The organism is Ignavibacteria bacterium, assembly GCA_017303675.1.
Classification (GTDB): Bacteria; Bacteroidota; Ignavibacteria; order Tepidaquicellales; family OLB5; genus OLB5.
The window spans coordinates 127,290-146,365 of record JAFLBX010000001.1; the positions used below are offsets into that span (position 1 = coordinate 127,290).

At 38.0% G+C, this 19,076-nt stretch carries 27 protein-coding genes; 20 read left to right on the forward strand and 7 right to left on the reverse strand.

What is annotated here, in order from left to right:
* Positions 1-12 precede the first annotated feature (12 nt).
* From J0M37_00615 to J0M37_00625, 3 genes are read right to left on the reverse strand one after another with little or no spacing between them, the layout of a single operon-like run.
* Positions 13-525 carry a class IV adenylate cyclase gene (locus J0M37_00615; protein MBN8583566.1) on the reverse strand — a complete coding sequence of 171 codons (513 nt, stop codon included), beginning with the start codon at positions 523-525 and terminating at the stop codon, positions 13-15.
* 11 nt (positions 526-536) lie between these two features.
* Complete coding sequence (locus J0M37_00620; protein MBN8583567.1) at positions 537-1,022, reverse strand: hypothetical protein; 486 nt, start codon at positions 1,020-1,022, stop codon at positions 537-539.
* 45 nt (positions 1,023-1,067) lie between these two features.
* Positions 1,068-3,203 (reverse strand): thioredoxin domain-containing protein, encoded by a 2,136-nt coding sequence (locus tag J0M37_00625; GenBank protein MBN8583568.1) that lies wholly within the window; start codon positions 3,201-3,203, stop codon positions 1,068-1,070.
* Positions 3,204-3,301: 98 nt separating this feature from the next.
* Here J0M37_00625 and J0M37_00630 point away from each other — a divergent pair, with 98 nt between their 5' ends.
* The 19 genes from J0M37_00630 (at position 3,302) to J0M37_00720 (ending at position 14,749) form a co-directional block, all read left to right on the forward strand.
* Positions 3,302-3,922, forward strand: a complete 621-nt coding sequence (locus J0M37_00630; protein ID MBN8583569.1) for a hypothetical protein — start codon at positions 3,302-3,304, stop codon at positions 3,920-3,922.
* Positions 3,923-4,021: 99 nt separating this feature from the next.
* Positions 4,022-4,831 carry a hypothetical protein gene (locus J0M37_00635; GenBank protein MBN8583570.1) on the forward strand — a complete coding sequence of 270 codons (810 nt, stop codon included), beginning with the start codon at positions 4,022-4,024 and terminating at the stop codon, positions 4,829-4,831.
* A 98-nt stretch (positions 4,832-4,929) separates the two neighbouring features.
* Positions 4,930-5,739, forward strand: a complete 810-nt coding sequence (locus J0M37_00640) for a hypothetical protein (protein MBN8583571.1) — start codon at positions 4,930-4,932, stop codon at positions 5,737-5,739.
* Between the two features lie 78 nt (positions 5,740-5,817).
* The gene (locus J0M37_00645) at positions 5,818-6,204 is read left to right on the forward strand and encodes a hypothetical protein (GenBank protein MBN8583572.1); all 387 of its coding nucleotides are present in this window, start codon (positions 5,818-5,820) and stop codon (positions 6,202-6,204) included.
* Between the two features lie 93 nt (positions 6,205-6,297).
* The gene (locus J0M37_00650) at positions 6,298-6,600 is read left to right on the forward strand and encodes a DUF2442 domain-containing protein (protein MBN8583573.1); all 303 of its coding nucleotides are present in this window, start codon (positions 6,298-6,300) and stop codon (positions 6,598-6,600) included.
* A 142-nt stretch (positions 6,601-6,742) separates the two neighbouring features.
* Complete coding sequence (locus J0M37_00655; protein ID MBN8583574.1) at positions 6,743-7,504, forward strand: class I SAM-dependent methyltransferase; 762 nt, start codon at positions 6,743-6,745, stop codon at positions 7,502-7,504.
* Between the two features lie 132 nt (positions 7,505-7,636).
* Entirely contained in the window at positions 7,637-7,981 is a 345-nt protein-coding gene (locus J0M37_00660) for a winged helix-turn-helix transcriptional regulator (GenBank protein MBN8583575.1), read from the forward strand.
* Positions 7,971-8,318, forward strand: coding sequence for a nuclear transport factor 2 family protein (locus J0M37_00665; GenBank protein MBN8583576.1), 348 nt, complete (start codon positions 7,971-7,973; stop codon positions 8,316-8,318). The genes J0M37_00660 and J0M37_00665 overlap by 11 nt, the downstream gene beginning before the upstream one ends.
* Before the next feature lie 27 nt (positions 8,319-8,345).
* Complete coding sequence (locus tag J0M37_00670; GenBank protein MBN8583577.1) at positions 8,346-8,816, forward strand: SRPBCC domain-containing protein; 471 nt, start codon at positions 8,346-8,348, stop codon at positions 8,814-8,816.
* Positions 8,817-8,853: 37 nt separating this feature from the next.
* Complete coding sequence (locus tag J0M37_00675) at positions 8,854-9,354, forward strand: SRPBCC domain-containing protein (GenBank protein MBN8583578.1); 501 nt, start codon at positions 8,854-8,856, stop codon at positions 9,352-9,354.
* A gap of 25 nt (positions 9,355-9,379) precedes the next feature.
* Positions 9,380-10,771, forward strand: coding sequence for an MATE family efflux transporter (locus tag J0M37_00680; GenBank protein MBN8583579.1), 1,392 nt, complete (start codon positions 9,380-9,382; stop codon positions 10,769-10,771).
* Between the two features lie 28 nt (positions 10,772-10,799).
* Positions 10,800-11,231 (forward strand): DoxX family protein, encoded by a 432-nt coding sequence (locus J0M37_00685; GenBank protein MBN8583580.1) that lies wholly within the window; start codon positions 10,800-10,802, stop codon positions 11,229-11,231.
* Position 11,232: 1 nt separating this feature from the next.
* The gene (locus J0M37_00690) at positions 11,233-11,724 is read left to right on the forward strand and encodes an SRPBCC family protein (GenBank protein ID MBN8583581.1); all 492 of its coding nucleotides are present in this window, start codon (positions 11,233-11,235) and stop codon (positions 11,722-11,724) included.
* Positions 11,725-11,882: 158 nt separating this feature from the next.
* A complete protein-coding gene (locus J0M37_00695; GenBank protein ID MBN8583582.1) occupies positions 11,883-12,176 on the forward strand; it encodes an N-acetyltransferase in 294 nt (97 codons plus the stop codon).
* Between the two features lie 301 nt (positions 12,177-12,477).
* Positions 12,478-13,050 carry a hypothetical protein gene (locus tag J0M37_00700; GenBank protein ID MBN8583583.1) on the forward strand — a complete coding sequence of 191 codons (573 nt, stop codon included), beginning with the start codon at positions 12,478-12,480 and terminating at the stop codon, positions 13,048-13,050.
* Between the two features lie 63 nt (positions 13,051-13,113).
* Positions 13,114-13,455, forward strand: a complete 342-nt coding sequence (locus J0M37_00705; protein ID MBN8583584.1) for a DUF3291 domain-containing protein — start codon at positions 13,114-13,116, stop codon at positions 13,453-13,455.
* A gap of 11 nt (positions 13,456-13,466) precedes the next feature.
* Positions 13,467-13,988, forward strand: coding sequence for a GNAT family N-acetyltransferase (locus tag J0M37_00710; GenBank protein ID MBN8583585.1), 522 nt, complete (start codon positions 13,467-13,469; stop codon positions 13,986-13,988).
* Between the two features lie 3 nt (positions 13,989-13,991).
* On the forward strand, positions 13,992-14,351 hold the full coding sequence (locus tag J0M37_00715) for a cupin domain-containing protein (GenBank protein MBN8583586.1): 360 nt from the start codon (positions 13,992-13,994) through the stop codon (positions 14,349-14,351).
* Between the two features lie 20 nt (positions 14,352-14,371).
* Entirely contained in the window at positions 14,372-14,749 is a 378-nt protein-coding gene (locus J0M37_00720) for an STAS/SEC14 domain-containing protein (GenBank protein ID MBN8583587.1), read from the forward strand.
* A 33-nt stretch (positions 14,750-14,782) separates the two neighbouring features.
* Here J0M37_00720 and J0M37_00725 read toward each other — a convergent pair whose 3' ends face one another.
* A complete protein-coding gene (locus J0M37_00725) occupies positions 14,783-15,331 on the reverse strand; it encodes a GNAT family N-acetyltransferase (protein MBN8583588.1) in 549 nt (182 codons plus the stop codon).
* Positions 15,332-15,335: 4 nt separating this feature from the next.
* Positions 15,336-16,373 (reverse strand): quinone-dependent dihydroorotate dehydrogenase, encoded by a 1,038-nt coding sequence (locus tag J0M37_00730; GenBank protein MBN8583589.1) that lies wholly within the window; start codon positions 16,371-16,373, stop codon positions 15,336-15,338.
* A gap of 110 nt (positions 16,374-16,483) precedes the next feature.
* Here J0M37_00730 and J0M37_00735 point away from each other — a divergent pair, with 110 nt between their 5' ends.
* The gene (locus J0M37_00735; protein MBN8583590.1) at positions 16,484-17,635 is read left to right on the forward strand and encodes a cysteine desulfurase; all 1,152 of its coding nucleotides are present in this window, start codon (positions 16,484-16,486) and stop codon (positions 17,633-17,635) included.
* A gap of 3 nt (positions 17,636-17,638) precedes the next feature.
* On the opposite strand, the gene pssA is transcribed toward J0M37_00735, so the two are convergent.
* Positions 17,639-18,409: a CDP-diacylglycerol--serine O-phosphatidyltransferase gene (gene pssA / locus J0M37_00740; protein ID MBN8583591.1), complete on the reverse strand. Its 771-nt coding sequence runs from the start codon at positions 18,407-18,409 to the stop codon at positions 17,639-17,641.
* Positions 18,409-19,068 carry a phosphatidylserine decarboxylase family protein gene (locus J0M37_00745; protein MBN8583592.1) on the reverse strand — a complete coding sequence of 220 codons (660 nt, stop codon included), beginning with the start codon at positions 19,066-19,068 and terminating at the stop codon, positions 18,409-18,411. Before J0M37_00745 ends, pssA begins: the two co-directional genes overlap by 1 nt.
* Positions 19,069-19,076 lie beyond the last annotated feature (8 nt).

A 19,076-nucleotide genomic window follows, 5' to 3' on the forward strand; every position in this document is an offset into this window, starting at 1 on the left:
ATGCTGCTCCTTTCAAATATTTTTTATCATCATATCTGAATATGATGAATTTAGAATGAAATTTTTATTAATGTTGAAAATTTTTTTAATATACTTCATCTTTTCAGATGATTGAAATTCCTGTTTTGATGTTCGGCATACTATTTCAAACTCTATAAATTTACCCAGTGATTTAACTGTATCTAAATGAATCCTGACATTTTGCCAAAGGAATAATTTCCTTAGCTTAACAACGATCACCTTAACGCCTAAAATTTCTTTTAATGATTTTTCAAGCTGTACAGGGTGCGAAACTTTTACAATATAATAATTGCTGAATTTAGCAGAATCCCTGTCCGGTCTTCTGTAGTAAATAAGCTGATGCTCATTATTGTTTATAGTTCTCAGCTTCAGCCTGCCGGGTGATAAATTAAAATATACATCCCGCTGTTTTAATAATCCGGAATATTCAGCATCAAGATTTTTTAAAACAGCCAAAGCTGATCTATGATCGCGGCACCGGACTTTCAATTCAAAATTTTTCAATTATTCTTAACTTAGCTGAAATGATTTTTTTTCCGGAAAAATATTATCATTAAAATAAATGTTGCCAGCGGAATAAAAATATCACCTGCGTATAAAAATATCCCGGTATTGTATGGTGAGTGATCTCCTTTAGCAAGCTGTACAAAATGACCGTAAGCGGCACCCCACAAAAAAATACAATTTCCGGTAACTACCGCAGCCCAGAACTTTTCGCGGATGAATATACTTAAGATACCCAGCAGCCCGAATGAAAGATTAGCAATTGCTACTTCAAACTGGAAAGGGCTGCCCGGCGGCCAGCCTATTTCTGCGGCAATCTTATCGGGTATAAAAGCATGGCCCATGAATGAATATAATCCTGAAAGGCCGATATTCATTACAATAATATAAAGCAGGAATATTCCAGTTTTTTCTGAGCTATTAAGTTTTCTTTTGGTAACTGCTATTCTTACCGATGCAGCAAGCACTGCAATTATGAAAAAAATAACCGGGAACATGACACCTCCATAATATAAATTCGAAAATAGTGTTTCAAAGTCATACTAAGCAAGTAACTCTGCAAGTTCGCCCGCAGTTTTAACAGGAAGCCTGCATGAGAAATTTTCGCAAACATATGCTGTAGTCTCACCGGTTACCTGAACGATCTTTGAAGCGAATGTAATACTCTCAGAAGCCGCTTTGGGATCTATATTAACAACAATTTTATCAGGAATAAAGCGGTTTTGAACTTCACGCAGCATTCTGAATGCTGTTTCATCATTGCGTCCGGCAATGATGATCTGTTTGGGTTTATGCAGCAGCATATCAAGGGCAACAAGCATTTGCGGCATTGCATAAGGCATTTTTTCAAGCTTGCCGCTGAAGGCAAGCACTGATCTGTATGCCATATCATACCATGCGGTATTACCTGTTAAAGCTGAAAGCCTAAGAAGGTTAGAAATGGCAACGGAGTTGCCGGTAGGTTCAGCGGAATCGTAATCTTCCTTTGTTCTGACAAGTATATTTTTATCTTTGCCTGATGTATCAAAAAATCCGCCTTCGGCTTCATCGTAAAAATCATTTATCATCAGCTCAGTCAGCTCAATAGAAGACTTCAGGTATTTTTCATCAAAGGATGCCTCATATAGATCAATTAGCCCCTGTATAAAAAATGAATAATCTTCCAGAGTTGCCTCAATTTTAGACTCGCCCTCGCGCCAGCGGTGAAGTAATTTTTTGTTCCCCGGTTCATAAAGATTTTTCAGAATAAATTCAGAAGCCATTTTTGATCTTTCCAGGTAAACAGGTTCATTGAATACACTATAAGCTTTTGAAAAAGCTGATATCATCAGTCCATTCCATGATGTGAGTATCTTATCATCCTTATGCGGAAGCGGCCGCTTTTGGCGGACTTCAAATAATACTTTTTTGCAGGATTCGATGATGTTGTTAATTTCATCAGTTGATCTTTCAAATTTATTTGAAGTTTCGCTGAGTGAATGCGCTTTATACAGAATATTTTTTTCCACAAACACGCTGTGCGGGTCGCTGCCCTGCGGTGCGTTGCCATAATCATTTACCCCGAAATAATAATTGAAAATTTCCGCATCCTCACCAAGTAACGCATCAATCTCACTCTTGCTCCACACATAAAATGCACCTTCCTCCTTCACTAAAGTTTCGGAGGACAGGTCCTCTCTAGCGCTTGTCTGCCGAAGCGTTGGCGCAGGCAGAGACTCAGCATCTTCGGCTGAATAGAATCCCCCGTCCGGATGGGTCATAACCCTGCAGACATAATCCAGCACATCACGGGTAATGTCTCCGAAATACTTATCACCTGTAATCTGGTAAGCTTCCAGATAATTTACTGCCAGCTGCGCCTGATCATAAAGCATTTTTTCAAAATGCGGCACGCGCCAATAGCGGTCAACTGAATACCTGTGAAAACCCCCGCCCAAATGGTCATACATTCCGCCTTTAGCCATTTGCAGCAGCGTGCGTATCACCATTTGCAGCGATTCGGAATCTTCAAACCTGTAATAAGCCCTTAATAAAAAGTTTATCCCCGGCGGTCTTGGGAATTTAGGCGCGCCTCCGAATCCGCCGTATTCTTCATCAAATCCGTTTTTAAACTGCTGCGCGCCTTTAAGAAGCATCTCTTTATTCAGCTCACCTGCCGCTGTTATATTCTGCGAAGCTTCACGGATATGCTCAAGTATCTTTTCGCCTGATTCATTCACTTCATCTCTGCGGGTTTTCCATGCTTCGCCAAGCTGGTGAATGAGGTCTTCAAACCCGGGCAAGCCGTATTTTGATTTTGGAGGAACATAAGTTGAACCATAAAACGGCTTAAGCTCATTTGTAAGGAACATTGACATGGGCCAGCCGCCGGAGCCCGTCATAGCCTGCAGGGCTGACATATAAACACGGTCAACATCAGGGCGCTCTTCCCTATCGACTTTAATATTCACAAAAAGCTTATTCATTTCACCGGCTATGTGTTCGTTTTCGAACACTTCACGCTCCATAACATGACACCAGTAGCAGGTGGAGTATCCTATGGATAGAAATATCGGTTTATCTTCATCTTTCGCTTTTTGGAAGGCTTCATCACCCCACGGGTACCACTCCACAGGGTTATACGCATGCTGAATGAGATAAGGTGATTTTTCGTTGATCAGTTTATTTGGATTAGGCATTGAGTTTGTTTTATTAGCTGCAAATATAGTTTTAATATGGGGTTTTATATAGATAAAAATTTTGGAGATTGGTATATTTAAATTTATCAATAATATTATTGCATAATCTCAAATCTAAATTACTCCCTCAGCTTTTTATAATCTACACCCGTTATCTCATCGGTGCAGCGTTTGTGTTTGCGAGTGTTGTTAAAATTCAGGGTAAACGATTTACTACCATTGATGGCATTAATGAACCGATTAATTCCGCATGGCATATGTTTGAAACCCTGTACCAGTCAGGGTTATGGTGGAAAGTCATGGGGCTAGGTCAGCTTATTGCCGGTTTGCTGCTTATGACTCAGCGATATGCGAAGCTTGGGGCGCTGATGTTCCTGCCTATAATTGCCAACATATTCGTGATAACGCTTTCGTATGATTTCCGCGGTACACCCGTAATAACTGGCTTAATGCTGATTGCAAATATCATGCTTGTACTGTGGGACTGGGATGAATTGAAAATCCTTGTAAATAAAGCCCCAGTAATGCAGCAGCCAAATAGATTTGAGAACATACGCATTTGGGAAATCACAGGTCTAGCCTTATTTTTATTTACAGCCATATACAGAGCAGGGGTTGCAGGGTACAATATTCTTCCTTGGGCAGCTGTATGTTTTACGATCGGGCTAACCGGATTATTAATAGGACTATACAAATATAAAAAAACGCTTAATTCTTAAATATGAAACAGCACTCTCATGGAATAAAAGTTTCTATGAAATAAAAAGAATTAGCTTTTTGTACTTAGAAATCAATTTATTTTAAATTTAATTTTAACAATGACACCAAAAGATTACTCAGAAGATTCAGAGAATTTGTATTACAGTGAGCAAAATAAAAAAAAGGAAAAAGAGCTTAAGGAAAAGTATGGTATGTCAGAATTTATAGGAAACGGCGAGGCTCCGCCCAAAGTAATAAATGAATTCCTGAATTACGTTGATCAATATGAAGAAGCATATAAGCATTCGGAAGAAAAAACTATCAGGGAAATTATGAAATTTCCTGAATTTAAAAAGCTGGAAGAAATAAAAGAAGACGAGCTTGATGATGAAATTAATAAAGTACTAGATAAATATGGTGAATTCAGTATACAAATTGGAGTAATTGAAAAAGAGGATGTAAAAGAAGAAGATTTTTACAAATTTCTTACCGAAGAATTACAGGAACACTTAACATACCATATGGAAATACCGGGTATGAACACTAACTTTATTTATGAAGAATTTCATCCGAATCTTAAACTTAATATTAAAGATACTACCAGGTATGTAACAGACGGCATCAGGCTGAAAGACAAAGAACATACAGTTTTATGGGTCAATAATGAATGTATAGAATTAAATAACGTTAAATATAACAAAGATGAATTTGCGGAAAATCTGTTTAAGATATTTCCCGACAATATTGAAGATACACAATTAATTTTTAATGATATTAATGTAACTGAGTTAATGACAAACATTGATTTTATAGTTAACTATACTTCCGAAGGGGTAAAAAGATCTAAAGTTTATGATATGAATTTCAAATTCAACAAAGTTGAAGATAATAATATGGAAGTTAAATCGATTGAAATAATAGAAAGATAACAACATTGCCAAAATATGATGTAACACTTCTCACATCTTCAAAATACTTAACCGCGGAACCGGGTGATGAGTTTACAGAAAACATTCTCCATGAAGACATGCTGCTCAGCAGTGCGCTTGAAAAGCGCGGCCTGAGGGTAACACGTACTTATTGGAATGACCCTGAATTTAACTGGGCTGAAACAAAGTATGTACTGTTCCGCACACCATGGGATTACTTTAACCGCTATGATGAATTTGAGCCCTGGCTTAAAAACGCCGGCAAGGTTACAAAGTTCATTAATCCCATAGAAATAATCTACTGGAATATTGATAAGCACTACATGCTTGATCTTGAAAAAGCGGGTATAAACATTCCCCCAACAGTTTTTATCGAACCCGGTGATAAACGTTCGCTGAAAGAAATAACTGCCGGCTTAAACTGGGATGAGCTCATTTTAAAACCCGCAATATCCGGCGGGGCATGGCATACTTACAGGCTTAACAGATCAAACATAGCACAACATGAGGCGGTATTTGCGGAGCTTATAAAGGATAAATCTATGCTTGTGCAGGAATACCAGAAAACCATTTTAACTGAAGGCGAAGTATCTTATATGGTCATAGGAGGTAAGTTCACTCATGCTATCCTTAAAAAAGGCAAACAGGATGACTTCAGGGTACAGGAAAGCTTTGGAGGCACAATTCACGAATATACCCCATCCGAAGAAGAAATAGAGTTCGCACAAAATGTTGTGCGGGTTTCAAAACCCGGTATTATATATGCCAGGGTTGATGTAATGCGCGATAACAACGGAAAGCTTACCCTTGGAGAGCTGGAGGTATTTGAACCTGCTTTATGGCTGCGTAAAATTCCGCCTGCAGCAGATCTACTGGCCCAAAAAATTGCGGATATAATAGAATCCTGAAAGAATTAAAATAAACACAGAACCCTGCAGCCTGTTTTTGATGTTAATGTGATAAACACCGGAATGGAGTACAGATATATGTTAAAAACAGATAAAGCATTCAGCGGATTTTCAGTGGATGATATTTCAAAAGCTAAGGAGTTCTACGGAGGCACACTATCCATGACACTTAAGGAAGGAGAAATGGAAACCCTGGTGCTTCAAATAGCTAACGGAGCTTTAGTAATAATTTATCCCAAGCCAAACCATGTACCTGCTGAATTTACTATACTTAACATTCCCGTAGATAATATTGATGAAGCCGCAGATGAGCTGAAGGAAAAAGGCATTGAGCTCATACAGAATGATAATGAATCGATAAAAACCGATAGTAAAAGCATAATGCGCGGAAACGGTCCGAATATAGCCTGGTTCAAAGATCCTGCAGGTAATATATTAAGCATAATTGAAGCTGAAATACGCTAGCTTTTAAAACTATTTGATCTTTTAGGGTGTATTACATAGCTATACGGCACAAAGATGGTTATATTGTATTAACCGGTAACCATAGGATACATAATGGATGAACAAATAAAAAATGAACTTGCTGATACAGAACAAACAGAGAATGACCCGCAAAAGATATCAATAACAGAAGCGCATTATACTGCAGGTTACTCAATTGAAATGACATTCAGTGATAATACTTCAAAAACAATAAATTTTGAGCCTTACATGATCAAATCATCACTTCCCAATATCAATAAATATCTGGATAAAGGTAAGTTCAGGAAATTCTTTATAGTGAACGGAAATTTAATATGGAAAAATGACGAAATGACTTTCCCAATAAAAGACCTGCATTCAGGCAAGTTAAGCTGAAATTTTTTAAAAATACTTATGCTCTCTTACAAATAAAATTAATAGCTTTAATTTTTGATCTTCAATTTGTAAATTATTTTCATGCAGAAATGTCTTAATTAGTTTAAAAAAACTTTTTGCGCCATTGCCTGAAACATTGCACATGAAAATAAATAACACTGAATACAGTTACGATAAACAAAAGGTTAAATATACAGCAAACAGGCAAACTGATCCTGTTATTGCTTCGCTGATACACAGCGCACTTGGTGATGCCAAAACAGTAATTAATATCGGGGCAGGAACAGGCTCATATGAGCCGGCAGACCGTATCTTAACAGCAGTTGAACCTTCAGATATTATGCGGGCACAAAGAGGACCCCAAAAAGTACCGGCTATTGCGGCATTTGCCGAAGATCTTCCGTTTGAAGATAACAGCTTTGATGCATCCATGGCCCTGTTGACAATTCATCACTGGCCTGATCTGAATAAAGGGCTGCTGGAAATGAAGCGAGTTACCAAAAACACGATGGTGATCATGACATTCGACCCGGATGATGTACATAGATTCTGGCTTGCAGATTACTGCCCTGAAATGGTAGATATAGACAGGGCACGTTCGCCAAAGATAAAATATATTACAGATACCTTGGGCAGCAGCTTTAAAATTATAAAAATTCCCGTTCCAATTGATTGTATCGATGGTTTCAATGAAGCCTTTTACGCAAGGCCTGAAGCATTCCTGAATGAATCTATCAGAAGGTCTCAATCCTTCTGGGATTTCCTTCCGCGAGAAAAAGAAATGGAAGCGGTAAAAAAACTAAAAGAAGATCTCGATTCAGGAAATTGGGATAAAAAATACGGGCATTTAAAGAACCAAAATGAATTCGTAGGCGCCTTACGGTTAATAATTATAAAAAAATAATCAAATAAGTCAACCTATAAAAGCATAGTATTCAATTACTTATGCAAATAAATTTCAATTTGCTATTGCGAAACCGAAAGGTTTCATTTATATTTGCAACCATATGGTTTCATAAATAAAAAAGGATTAATTATTATGAGAGATGTATTCCAGGCAATAGCTGATCCAACAAGAAGGGAAATTCTTGGTATGATAGCATACCGTTCATTAAATGTAAATGCCGTATCGGGGCACTTCGAGATCAGCCGGGCAGCAATTTACAAGCACCTGAAGATCCTGCGGGAAGCTGGACTCGTTGAAATAAAACAGGAAGGCAGAGAGCGCTTCTGCAGGGCAAAACTGGAAAAGCTTGAAGCAGTTTCAGACTGGGTTGACCAGTACAGAAAGCTTTGGAATCAGAAGCTGGATTCACTGGAAGCTTACCTTGATAAACTGCAGAACAGAAATAAAACCGGAGGAGATAGCAATGACAAATAAGGAAATTATAAGAAAAGTTAATGCCGGCTTTAATTCTGGTGATACGGAAGAAATCCTGAAGTATGTGGCAGATGATGTTACATGGGAGTGTCCCGGCTTTTTTTCACATAAAGGGATTGAAGCATTCAGAAAAGAAATCCACAACGAAGCATTTTCCGGCCTGCCTGTTATAACAGTGACCAATGAGCTTGAAGATGGTGAACTGGTTGCAGCTGAAGGATATGTAAAGGCGGCAAAAAAAGACGGAAGCCCTTTTTCCTGCAGGTTCTTTGATATTTACAGGATTGAAGGCGGAAAGATCAAAGAAATGCGTTCATACCTTGTTGATATTAAATAATTTTGTAAACATAAATTTTTAAATACCATGGAAAAACAAAATGAATTAAAAATTGTAAGAAGTTTCAATGCTTCTAAAGAGCAGGTCTGGCATGCATGGAGCGACGAGGAACATTTTAAACAGTGGTGGGGACCCAAAGAATTCACCTGTCCTGATTGTTCCATCGATTTTAAAGTTGGCGGCAAATGGCTTGCCAGTATGATGGATAATAACGGCAATAAAATCTGGGCAACAGGTGTTTACAAAGAGATCGTTCCGTATGAAAAAATAGTTTTTACTGATTGTTTTGCAGATGAGAAAAGTAATGTGATATCTTCAGAAGTTTACGGGATGAAAGGAATACCTATGGAAATGCTTGTGACTGTACTTATAAAGGAAAGCAGCGGTAAAACAGAAATGACCATTATTCATAAAGGATTACCTGAAGGTGAGCTCAAAACTGGCGCTAATATTGGCTGGAATACTTCAATTGATAAAATGGAAGAAAGCTTTAAATAAAATAATTTACTTCATCCGTAAACCAAATTAATTAATTATGCAGCAAACTAAAGAAGACGTTACTGATTTAACAGGCAGGAAGCTGGTTATCGTCAGGGAATTTAACGCACCCGTAGAAACAGTCTGGAATGCCTGGACATCCGAAGAGCATTTCAAAATGTGGTGGGGACCGGAAGGATATACCTGCCCATATTGCAGGATCGATCTTAAAGTTGGAGGCAAATATCTTTTCTGTATGCGTTCATCAAACGGAAAGGAATACTGGACAACAGGAGAATACCTTGAAATATCCGCACCGGTTAAGCTTGTGTATACAGATTCATTTTCCGATGAAAACGGAAATCCCCTGCCGCCTCCTTTTGATCTCACTTCAGCGGAATTTCCTGAACCGGTGAAAGTATCCGTTATACTTCTGGATAAAAATGGAAAAACAGTTATGACCCTCATACATGAAGGTATACCTGAGGATGAATTAAAACAGCTTGCTGAAAAGATATGGAACGAAGCATTTGATAAAATGTCGGCAGTTGTTATTTAAATGAAGATAAAAAAACTTTAAAATTTTGCCTGAAAAAAGAAGCAGAGCTTTAAAAATATTTGATACGATAGTCCAATCCCTTAAAGGGGTGGAATATGACTACACCAAAGGAAGCATAAACAAGGCGGTGTTCCTGCTTGCAATACCTATGATGCTTGAGCTTAGCCTTGAAAGCGTATTTGCTGTAGTTGATATGTTCTTTGTAAGCAAGCTGGGTCCGAACGCCATTGCAACTGTTGGGCTTACGGAATCAGTTGTTACAATTGTATATTCCATATCTATAGGATTAAGCACAGGTGCAACGGCTATAATTGCACGCAGGGTCGGAGAAAAAGACCTTCCTTCGGCGGCAAAAGCCTGCGCGCAGTCTTTGATAATCGCACTGGCTGTTTCAGTAGTTATCAGCTTTCCGGGAATATTCTTCGCATCAGATATCCTTGCTCTCATGGGCGCCAGCCCTGAGGTGGTTAATGAAGGCGCTATTTTCGCACAGATCTTAATCGGAGGTAATCTTGTTATTATACTGCTGTTCCTTATTAACGGTATATTCCGCGGAGCAGGAAATGCGGCCATGGCTATGAAAAGCCTTTGGATAGCGAGCCTTGCGAATATTATTTTATGCCCAATCCTGATTCATTTTTACGGTCTCAAAGGGGCAGCAATAGCTACTGTTATTGGCAGAACGTCCGGGGTTGTTTACCAGTGCTACCATCTTTTCAACGGGAAAAGCTTTTTAAAGATAAGCAAAGAATATTTTAGGATAAATTTTGAGCTGATAAGATCAATTATCAAAATTTCATGGCCGGCAACTATGCAGTTCATAATAGCCAGCGGAAGCTGGATAGTTTTAACAAGGCTTGTGGCTGAAACAGGAGGAACGAACGCTTCAGCAGGATACCAGATCGCATTCAGGAATATGGTATTTTTCTTCCTTCCCGCATGGGGCTTAAGCAACGCTGCCGCAACACTTGTTGGGCAGAACCTCGGCGCGAAAGAGCTTGAACGCGCTGAACAAAGCGTACTGCTTTCTGTGAAGTATAATATAATTTTTATGGGACTGGTAATGGTAACTTTTCTTATCTTCCCTGAGCAGATTATAAGGATATTTACAAGTGATGAAGCAGTATTAAGCTACGGTGCGCATGCGCTTCAGATCATAGGAGCCGGATATATATTTTTCGGTATTGGGATGGTTTTTACACAGGCTTTAAACGGCGCAGGTGATACAAGGACTCCGACTATTATTAACCTGGTATGTTTCTGGGTTTTCCAGGTTCCCTTCGCATATTTTTTAGCTTATGTGCTGGAGCTCAGCTCAACAGGTGCTTTTATAGCTATACCGGCAGCAGAAGTTTTAATAGCACTGCTTTCCTGGTATTACTTCCGGAAAGGCAAATGGAAAGCTGTAAAAGTATAACTCAATTTAATAAATAAAAACTAAAACAATGTTCAGGAATTTTCTTCAAAAGTATTCAGATGCGGGATTATTATTTATCCGCATAGGTATAGGAATACCATTTGTATTTGTTTATGGCATAATGAAAATTGAAGGAGGCCCCGAGATGTGGCAAATGATCGGCGCTGCAATGTCAAATATAAAAATAAATTTCGGGCATGTGTTCTTTGGTTTCCTGGCTGCAGCAAGCGAATTTTTTGGGGGTATACTGATACTTCTCGGCTTATTCACCCGCACAGCAGCGGCATTTCTGGCATTTACAATGCTGATGGCATTCATAACCCATTTATCAATGCTCGATCCATGGCATGTTGCTATGCACCCAATGGAGCTGTTCGGTGTATTCATGGGCCTGCTATTTGCCGGAGCCGGAAAGTACAGTCTTGACAATATTTTATTTAACAAAAAAAGTTCTAATTAAAATGAAAACTGAAAACACTGAAGTAACTGAACAAAGCACAAAAACTGAAAAAGAAATGATCTTTTCCCGGATAATTGATGCACCGAGGGAGCTGGTTTGGAAAGTATGGACAGACCGGGATCATATTGCAAAATGGTGGGGTCCGGATGGCTTTACTATTACAACCAGGCAGTTTGAGCTTAAGCCTGGCGGTATCTGGCTGCATACCCTGCACGGACCCGATGGCAGGGATTACCCGAATAAAATTGTTTTTATGGAAATAGCTGAACCTGAAAGGCTTTTATACAGGCATTCAGATGATGACGGCGCTGAACCGGTAAGATTTCATGTTGAGGTAACTTTTAAAGAGACCAATGGGAAAACTCATTTAACAATGCACTCAATATTTGAAACTGAAGAAATGCTTAAATTGGTTGTTGAAAATTATGGCGCATTCGAAGGGGCGTTACAGCACCTGGCAAGACTAAGGGAATATATTTCTACTCTTAAGTAATATTTATTGTTAAAACTTTTGTTAAGCTGCCGGTTTATTCCCGGCAGTTTTTTTATATATCGTATTGTAACTTGATAATTAGTACATATAATTTGATTTTGCAAAAAAACATATACGCAGCCAATTGATGCCATGAAAAAAAGAAAGGTATAAAGATCATGAGTACAGTACTAAAAGATAATACCGATAAAAAACAGTTTGAGCTAGAAGCTGATGGCCATATTGCAAGAATTGAATATATCATTATGGCAAACAAAATATTATTAACTCATACAGAAGTACCGGCAGAACTTGAAGGTAAAGGCATTGGCTCAAAAATTGTTAAGCTGGCATTTGAAGAAATTGAAAAGTGGGGTCTCAAGCTTATACCGCTTTGCCCGTTTGTCGCAAAATATATAACAAAACATCCGGAGTGGAAAAAAATTCTGGCTGATGATGTAACAATAAAATGACAACCAGTTACTGCTTATACAGTCTAATATATATTAATCGGCCTTCCGGAGCATCTAATTTATGAAATTAAGTTTAAATTTGTTATAAATAGTATTTACAACTGATTTAAAAGGTTTAGTAGCTGTATAGAACTACAATAATTGCTGAAATAACATCTATTTTGCAGATTTTAAGACCTAAAATGTGCATAAATTTATACAGAAAAATATTTAATGAAAAATGGTATATTTGCAGGACTTACCGATATTATGAGCAGAAGTTCATTTTTTTTACGAAACTATATTATAAGGGTTAATTATCATGAAGGAAATTATTCAGCATTTCTTTAAATATTTTTCACAATCCCCTTTTGAACTTTATAACGAATCAGGATTAAGGCATGAATTAGGGATATTTCTTAAGAAATATTATCCGGAGCTTAATGTAAAGCTGGATTACCCTATTTCCAGAATGTTTAATCCGATCCCGAAACTTGCAAATAAAGAAGCAGATATTTTTATAATCGAAAGCGGCGTTCAGAAACATGTAATTGAACTTAAAATGCCGAAGGATGAAAATGCCAGCCATGTTGATCTTTACAGGGTTATCCAGGATCTTAAATTCCTTGAACAGCTTAAAGCCCAGGGATACGATACATGTACTGAAGTATTCTTAACAAAGCGTAAAAACATTTGGGAATCGATTAACGGCGGTATTTATAAATTGTTTGCAGGTGATTCAGTTAATCTGCGTTCAGTAAAAAAAGATGAGATCCAGCCTTTCCTTATTCATGGCGGTCCTATAGAGCTTGAAGGCACATACAAAGCAAAATGGGAAGTTATCCATGATGCCAAGGGTGATGAATACAGGTACTTTCTGGTTAACGTAAAATAAGCTATTACATTCTATTTACACAAAGAATTAACAGTTTCAAATAATATAGCAGAATAATATTTTTTGGTAATAACTGTTACATCAATAAAGCTGAAAAGTGTCTGGTATTTTTTCAGGCTTTCAGCATGGGGATATAAGATCCAGAAACAGCTGAGAAAAGAGCCCGGATTTATTAAAATGAAAAATACCGGCTTCGGCTCTGACCATTACACACTTTCCGTTTGGCAATCTGAAAACGACCTTAAAAGATTTGCTCGCAGCGGCGTTCATGCAGAAGCAATGAAACAATCAAGAAGCTTATCCACCGAGATCCGCACTTATACATTTACATCCGATATCATTCCGGGATGGCCCGAAGCAAAAGACCTGCTTCGATCAAAAGCAAAAGTACTACAATTTAAATAGCCGTTCTTAAAATGGATAAATTCATAATTGAATCCGAACGAATCAGGCTGCGTGAGTTCAATTCCGGCGATGGGGAGTTTATTTACAAACTACTAAATACTCCGGGATGGCTTAAATATATAGGAAGCCGGTCCATAAACTGCCCGGAAGACGGAGTAAAATATATTGAAGAAAAATTAGCCAAAGGCTACAAAGAAAACGGTTTCGGCTTTTATCTCATGATACTTAAATCCACCGGACAAAAAGCCGGGATGTGCGGGCTGGTAAAAAGAGACGGGCTTGATGATGTTGATATAGGCTTTGCTCTTCTGCCTGAATTTGAGAATTTCGGCTATGCTGCCGAAGCTTCGCAAAGTGTTTTACAGTTCGCAAAAGATGTTCTGAAACTGCACAGGATAGCTGCAATTACTGTACCTTATAACTATTCTTCTATTAAACTGCTTGAAAAGCTTGGGATGAAATTTGAAAAAACGATCAATATACCCAATGACACTGAAGATCTTCTGCTTTATACCAAAGAATTGTATGACTGAACCATGGAAAAAGTAATTATAAGCGATAAGCTTGAGCTTATTAATAAATACTGGGACCCGAAAATAGCCGGAGAGCTGAACGGACAGCATGTTAAGCTTGTTAAGTTCAAAGGAGAATTTGTCTGGCATAAACATGATAAAGAAGATGAGATGTTCTACGTCTTAAAAGGCAGCTTCGTTATGAAGCTTCGCAGCGGGGATATAACTATCAATGAAAATGAATTTATAATTATTCCCAAAGGGACAGAGCATTGCCCGATTGCTGATGAAGAAGTATCCGTTATGCTGTTTGAGCCGTCCGGGACCCTAAACACAGGCAACGTTATTAATGAATTTACTAAAAATGATCTTAAAACAATATAATTGTTTACCTGAGGATTATTATGCCGTACTCAATAAAATTTGAAACATCTCCCCGGAGGATCGAGGTTGAATATTCAGGAACTGTAACCGATGACGAATTTAATCAGGCTATTAATGATTTTGTAAATTTTAATAAAGATAAAAATTGTCTGCTGGTGCTCACAGATCTAACTGAAATGAAAGTAACCCCTTCCATTTTAAATGTTTATAATTCAATCAATACATTTGAAAAAATGGGTATTGATAACAGGACATCTGAAGCCTTGATTCTTGAACAAAATAAATTTGTAGAAAGTAATATTAAATTTTACGAAAATGCCTGCCAAAACCGTGGTTATAATGTCAGGATATTTTACAACAGGGAAGATGCGATTCATTGGTTAAAACTGCAGGAATGATTAACTAATTAATGTTCTTATACGATTTTATTTTTACAGTTCAAATTTCACCGGCGTTTTTGTTTTATTCATCCAGTCACTCTTTAAGATCGAATATCCCGTACAATCATACCTGATACCATCAGCATCAGGCCAGGCCTGGCGGTAATGAGCTTCCTTTACAAATCCGCATTTTTCAAATACACTGCGCATCGCTGTATTATCTATCCTTGTAGTAGCTTCAAACCTTAGCTTATTGGGGTAGTTTGTAAACACAAAATTTGTAAGCCAGTTTAAGGCTTTTTTACCGATTCCTTTACAGCGAAATTCTTCTTTAATTTTTATATCAAATAACGGGGTTTCATCATCTTCAGGTCCTGAACCCAGATCGAACAATCTTATTACACCTATCAATTCATCTTTGTTATTTAAGATAACAAATGTTCTGTGTCCTTCACCGGTAAAATACCCTTCGCTGAATTGTTTTTCCAGCTTTTCCCTGGGAATTTTGGGTGAGCTATGGAACGGCCAGTAACCGGAGGTAAGGAAATCCAATACTGAATCTTTTAGGTTAACATCAAATTCTTTTATTTCAATATCCATAATATTATTTCCGGGCAGAAAGCATTTCTTTTTTCAACCGCTTGATCAAACCGGGACCTTCATATATCAGTCCGGTATAAAGCTGAACCAGCGAAGCCCCGAGATCAAGCTTCTCTCTTATATCATCATATGAGGATATCCCGCCGCATGCTATTACTACAAGCTTACCCTGAGCCCTATTCATCACATATTTAATTACTGAATTGGAAATAGGTTCAAGCGGTTTACCGCTTAATCCCCCGCTTTCATATATACCTTCAGGCAGCGTATCTCTTGAAATTGTTGTATTGGTTGCTATTAGTCCTGTGATGTTATTATCTATTGAAACCTGGATAATGTCATCAAGCTCAGCTTCTGTCAGGTCAGGTGCTATCTTCAGATATATATCTTTTGCTGTATCAGAATATGTAGTATCCAGCTCCTTATTAAGCAGCTGCAAATGTTTTAATATTTCATCAAGGAATTTTTTCTGCTGAAGCTGTCTGAGCCCTTCGGTATTTGGAGAGCTTACATTAATTGTAAAATAATCTGCTGTTTCAAAACATTTTTCAAATGAAAACTTATAATCCTGGTAAGCGTCGTCAAGCTCAGTATGTTTATTTTTCCCGATATTAACCCCAACAATAAAATCACGCCTGATCTTTTCCTTTGATTCTTCCAGGTTTTTTTCAAATTCATCCGCGCCGGCATTATTAAAGCCCAGCCTGTTTATAACAGCGCCGAATTCCGGCAGCCTGAACATGCGCGGTTTTGGATTTCCATCCTGCGGAAGCGGTGTTACTGTACCAACTTCGGCAAAGCCGAATCCCATTGCATCCCATCCTGCTAGCGCAGTTGCATTTTTATCCATTCCCGCGGCAAGCCCGATCGGATTACGGAATGTTAACCTGCCTGCTTTAGTTTCTAGTTTTTTATCTTCAAAACTGTAAAGCAGCTTTAAAATTGCGGGAAATATTGAACCGGATAGTTTATCTATTGTAAAATTATGGACTTTTTCGGGGTCGTAATCGAATAAAAGCGGTTTGATGATCTTTTTATACATTATAAAACAAAGATAACTTAAATAATTTTTTTGTGCTATGTTGATTGCAGGTATTATACTATAATAAATTGAATTGAAGTACCCTGAATTTTAAGGTAACTTTGCAGCTTATGAGCCTTGTATACTTAGATAATGCAGCCACAACTCAGGTTGATCCGGAGGTAAAGGAAGCGATGCTTCCGTGGCTTGGAGGAAATTACGGGAATTCTTCCTCCGTACATGAAGCGGGCAGGAAAGCGAAGGTATTGCTGGAAGATACCCGAGACCTGTTTGCGGAATTCATCGGTGCAAGGCCTTCTGAAATATACTTCACATCAGGCGGTACCGAAGCAAATAACTTCGCTCTAAAAGGTTCTGCTTTTTACAATCTAGGCAAAAAAGATCATATCATAACAACCGCTATTGAACACTCCGCCGTTATAGATACTGCTGAATACTTAAAGAACAGGTTTGGGTTTAATATCACTTATTTAAAAGTGAACAAATATGGTAGGATCGACCTTAATGAATTAAACGACTCGCTTACAGATAAGACCTTTCTGATCTCTGTAATGCATTCAAACAATGAGCTTGGCATTATTAACGATATCACCGCAGCAGCAAAGCTGCTGAAGGATAAGGGTATTATGCTTCACAGTGATATGGTACAATCATTAGGAAAAGTTAAATTCAAAATTAATGAGCTGGGTGTTAATTTCGCGTCATTTTCAGGGCATAAAATTTACGGGCCTAAAGGCCTTGGGATTTTATATATCAAAAAGGATTCCCCGATAGATAAATTCATGCACGGAGGCAGGCAGGAGCGCGACAGAAGAGGCGGCACAGAGAATATCCCCGCAATTGCAGGGTTTAAAAAAGCAATTGAGATCTTGAAAATGAAAATGGATACTGATATTGAGAGATCTGTTGATCTGAGGAAAATTTTGATTAATGAAATACACTCTCAGTTTAAGGAAAAAATAACCATTAATTCCGCCGATGAAAACGGAATGTGTTTACCCAACATTGTGAATATTTCGTTTAATCACAAAACCACTAAAATTGATCCTGATACACTTTTAATTAAGCTTGATATGAAAGGAATTGCTGTTTCATCAGGCTCAGCCTGCACGTCAGGCTCAGTGCAGCCTTCACATGTACTAAAAGCTATAGGCTATGATGATGATACCGCAAGGTCATCTATCCGTATATCATTTGGCAGATTTAACAATGAATCAGATATTGAAGTTTTAGTTAAGGGATTGAGTGAGATACTTTTTTAAAGTCTAATTTGATTGCTTCAGCTTAAGCTCATCAGCATTTTCTTCATCATTACTTATTTTTTTGCTGAAAAAAAATTTACGGACCTGGTTTTTAGTGCTGCGGAATATTCCCGTGCTGATGTAAAACAGGCAAAAAGCGAACAACCCTTCCCCTTTTGTAACCGCAATTAAAATTACTGAAAGAATGACTATAATAGTCTTAACGGGATGTTCTTTTACTTCGCGTTTATTGAATTTGGGTGTAGTATCATATTTGAACTTGCTTACCATTAACAGCGGAAGCACGATCGCAATACAGTAAATGAAAATCTCGCTTACATGTGCATTAAAGTTCTGATTATAATAGAAAAGTATAAATGAAGAAACCGTAACCGCAGGTATTGGAACAGGTACACCGCTGAAATAATTTTTATCAAAGCCAACAAGCTGGGCATTGAACCTTGCAAGGCGCAATGCGCCGAATATCATTATAAGCGCAGAAAGCGCTATGCCAATGCCATCAAGAGAAAAGAAATATACTTTGTACAATATAAATGAAGGAGCAACCCCGAAAGAAACTAGGTCAGCCAGGGAATCCAGCTCAACCCCGAATTTTGAAGAAGTGCCTGTAAATCTGGCAACAACACCATCGAACATATCAAATAACCCGGCATATAAGATAAACAACGCAGCCTGCTCAAAGTTAAGCGCATCAGCATTAATAATTGCCATGAACCCGCAGAACAGGTTCAGCACAGTGAATAAGCTTGGTATAAATCCCATGCGGTTCTTCACTATTCAGGTACCTCCGCAAGGAGAGTAATACCCCCGGTTACTTTCTGATCTATACTTACTTTAATTTTTGCATTCACAGGCATTATTATATCTGTTCTTGAACCGAATTTGATCATTCCGAATTTTTCACCGATCTTAACTTTATCACCAACTCTTAATTCACAAACTATGCGACGTGCGACAAAACCTGTGATCTGTTTAAAAAGCACTTTAAACCTTTCGCCTTCTATCCCTATCACAGTTCTTTCATTCTTATCTGCTGAAGCATGATCATATGCTGCAATAAATTCACCTTTAATATACTGGTAGAATTTTACAGTGCCGGATATCGGCACCCTGTTTACATGAACATTAAGCGGAGAGAGAAAAATCCCGATAACTTTGGCAGGACCTTTGATAAATTCATTCTCCTGAACCTCTTCTATCATCATTACTTTACCGTCAGCAGGAGAAAGTATATCCCCGCTTTTCAGGTTCTGCGGTATTTGCCTTACCGGGTCACGGAAAAAATAAAGTGTGAATGAAATAAATACAACCGAAAGTACCAGCAAAACCAGCTTCACAATTTCATTGGGAATAAGAAGAGCGGCAATATCAATCGCAAGCGTAATTAATAGTGCTTTAAGTACTGTACTTCTGCCGTAAATTGTAAGTCTCAAATATTCTT

Bases quoted from the DNA above. Each gene is read 5' to 3' on its own strand.
- J0M37_00620 (MBN8583567.1), bottom strand. From the start codon at position 1,022: ATGTTCCCGGTTATTTTTTTCATAATTGCAGTGCTTGCTGCATCGGTA.
- J0M37_00625 (MBN8583568.1), bottom strand. From the start codon at position 3,203: ATGCCTAATCCAAATAAACTGATCAACGAAAAATCACCTTATCTCATT.
- J0M37_00635 (MBN8583570.1), top strand. From the start codon at position 4,022: ATGACACCAAAAGATTACTCAGAAGATTCAGAGAATTTGTATTACAGT.
- J0M37_00640 (MBN8583571.1), top strand. From the start codon at position 4,930: ATGCTGCTCAGCAGTGCGCTTGAAAAGCGCGGCCTGAGGGTAACACGT.
- J0M37_00645 (MBN8583572.1), top strand. From the start codon at position 5,818: ATGTTAAAAACAGATAAAGCATTCAGCGGATTTTCAGTGGATGATATT.
- J0M37_00650 (MBN8583573.1), top strand. From the start codon at position 6,298: ATGGATGAACAAATAAAAAATGAACTTGCTGATACAGAACAAACAGAG.
- J0M37_00655 (MBN8583574.1), top strand. From the start codon at position 6,743: ATGAAAATAAATAACACTGAATACAGTTACGATAAACAAAAGGTTAAA.
- J0M37_00665 (MBN8583576.1), top strand. From the start codon at position 7,971: ATGACAAATAAGGAAATTATAAGAAAAGTTAATGCCGGCTTTAATTCT.
- J0M37_00670 (MBN8583577.1), top strand. From the start codon at position 8,346: ATGGAAAAACAAAATGAATTAAAAATTGTAAGAAGTTTCAATGCTTCT.
- J0M37_00675 (MBN8583578.1), top strand. From the start codon at position 8,854: ATGCAGCAAACTAAAGAAGACGTTACTGATTTAACAGGCAGGAAGCTG.
- J0M37_00685 (MBN8583580.1), top strand. From the start codon at position 10,800: ATGTTCAGGAATTTTCTTCAAAAGTATTCAGATGCGGGATTATTATTT.
- J0M37_00690 (MBN8583581.1), top strand. From the start codon at position 11,233: ATGAAAACTGAAAACACTGAAGTAACTGAACAAAGCACAAAAACTGAA.
- J0M37_00695 (MBN8583582.1), top strand. From the start codon at position 11,883: ATGAGTACAGTACTAAAAGATAATACCGATAAAAAACAGTTTGAGCTA.
- J0M37_00700 (MBN8583583.1), top strand. From the start codon at position 12,478: ATGAAGGAAATTATTCAGCATTTCTTTAAATATTTTTCACAATCCCCT.
- J0M37_00710 (MBN8583585.1), top strand. From the start codon at position 13,467: ATGGATAAATTCATAATTGAATCCGAACGAATCAGGCTGCGTGAGTTC.
- J0M37_00715 (MBN8583586.1), top strand. From the start codon at position 13,992: ATGGAAAAAGTAATTATAAGCGATAAGCTTGAGCTTATTAATAAATAC.
- J0M37_00720 (MBN8583587.1), top strand. From the start codon at position 14,372: ATGCCGTACTCAATAAAATTTGAAACATCTCCCCGGAGGATCGAGGTT.
- J0M37_00725 (MBN8583588.1), bottom strand. From the start codon at position 15,331: ATGGATATTGAAATAAAAGAATTTGATGTTAACCTAAAAGATTCAGTA.
- J0M37_00730 (MBN8583589.1), bottom strand. From the start codon at position 16,373: ATGTATAAAAAGATCATCAAACCGCTTTTATTCGATTACGACCCCGAA.
- J0M37_00735 (MBN8583590.1), top strand. From the start codon at position 16,484: ATGAGCCTTGTATACTTAGATAATGCAGCCACAACTCAGGTTGATCCG.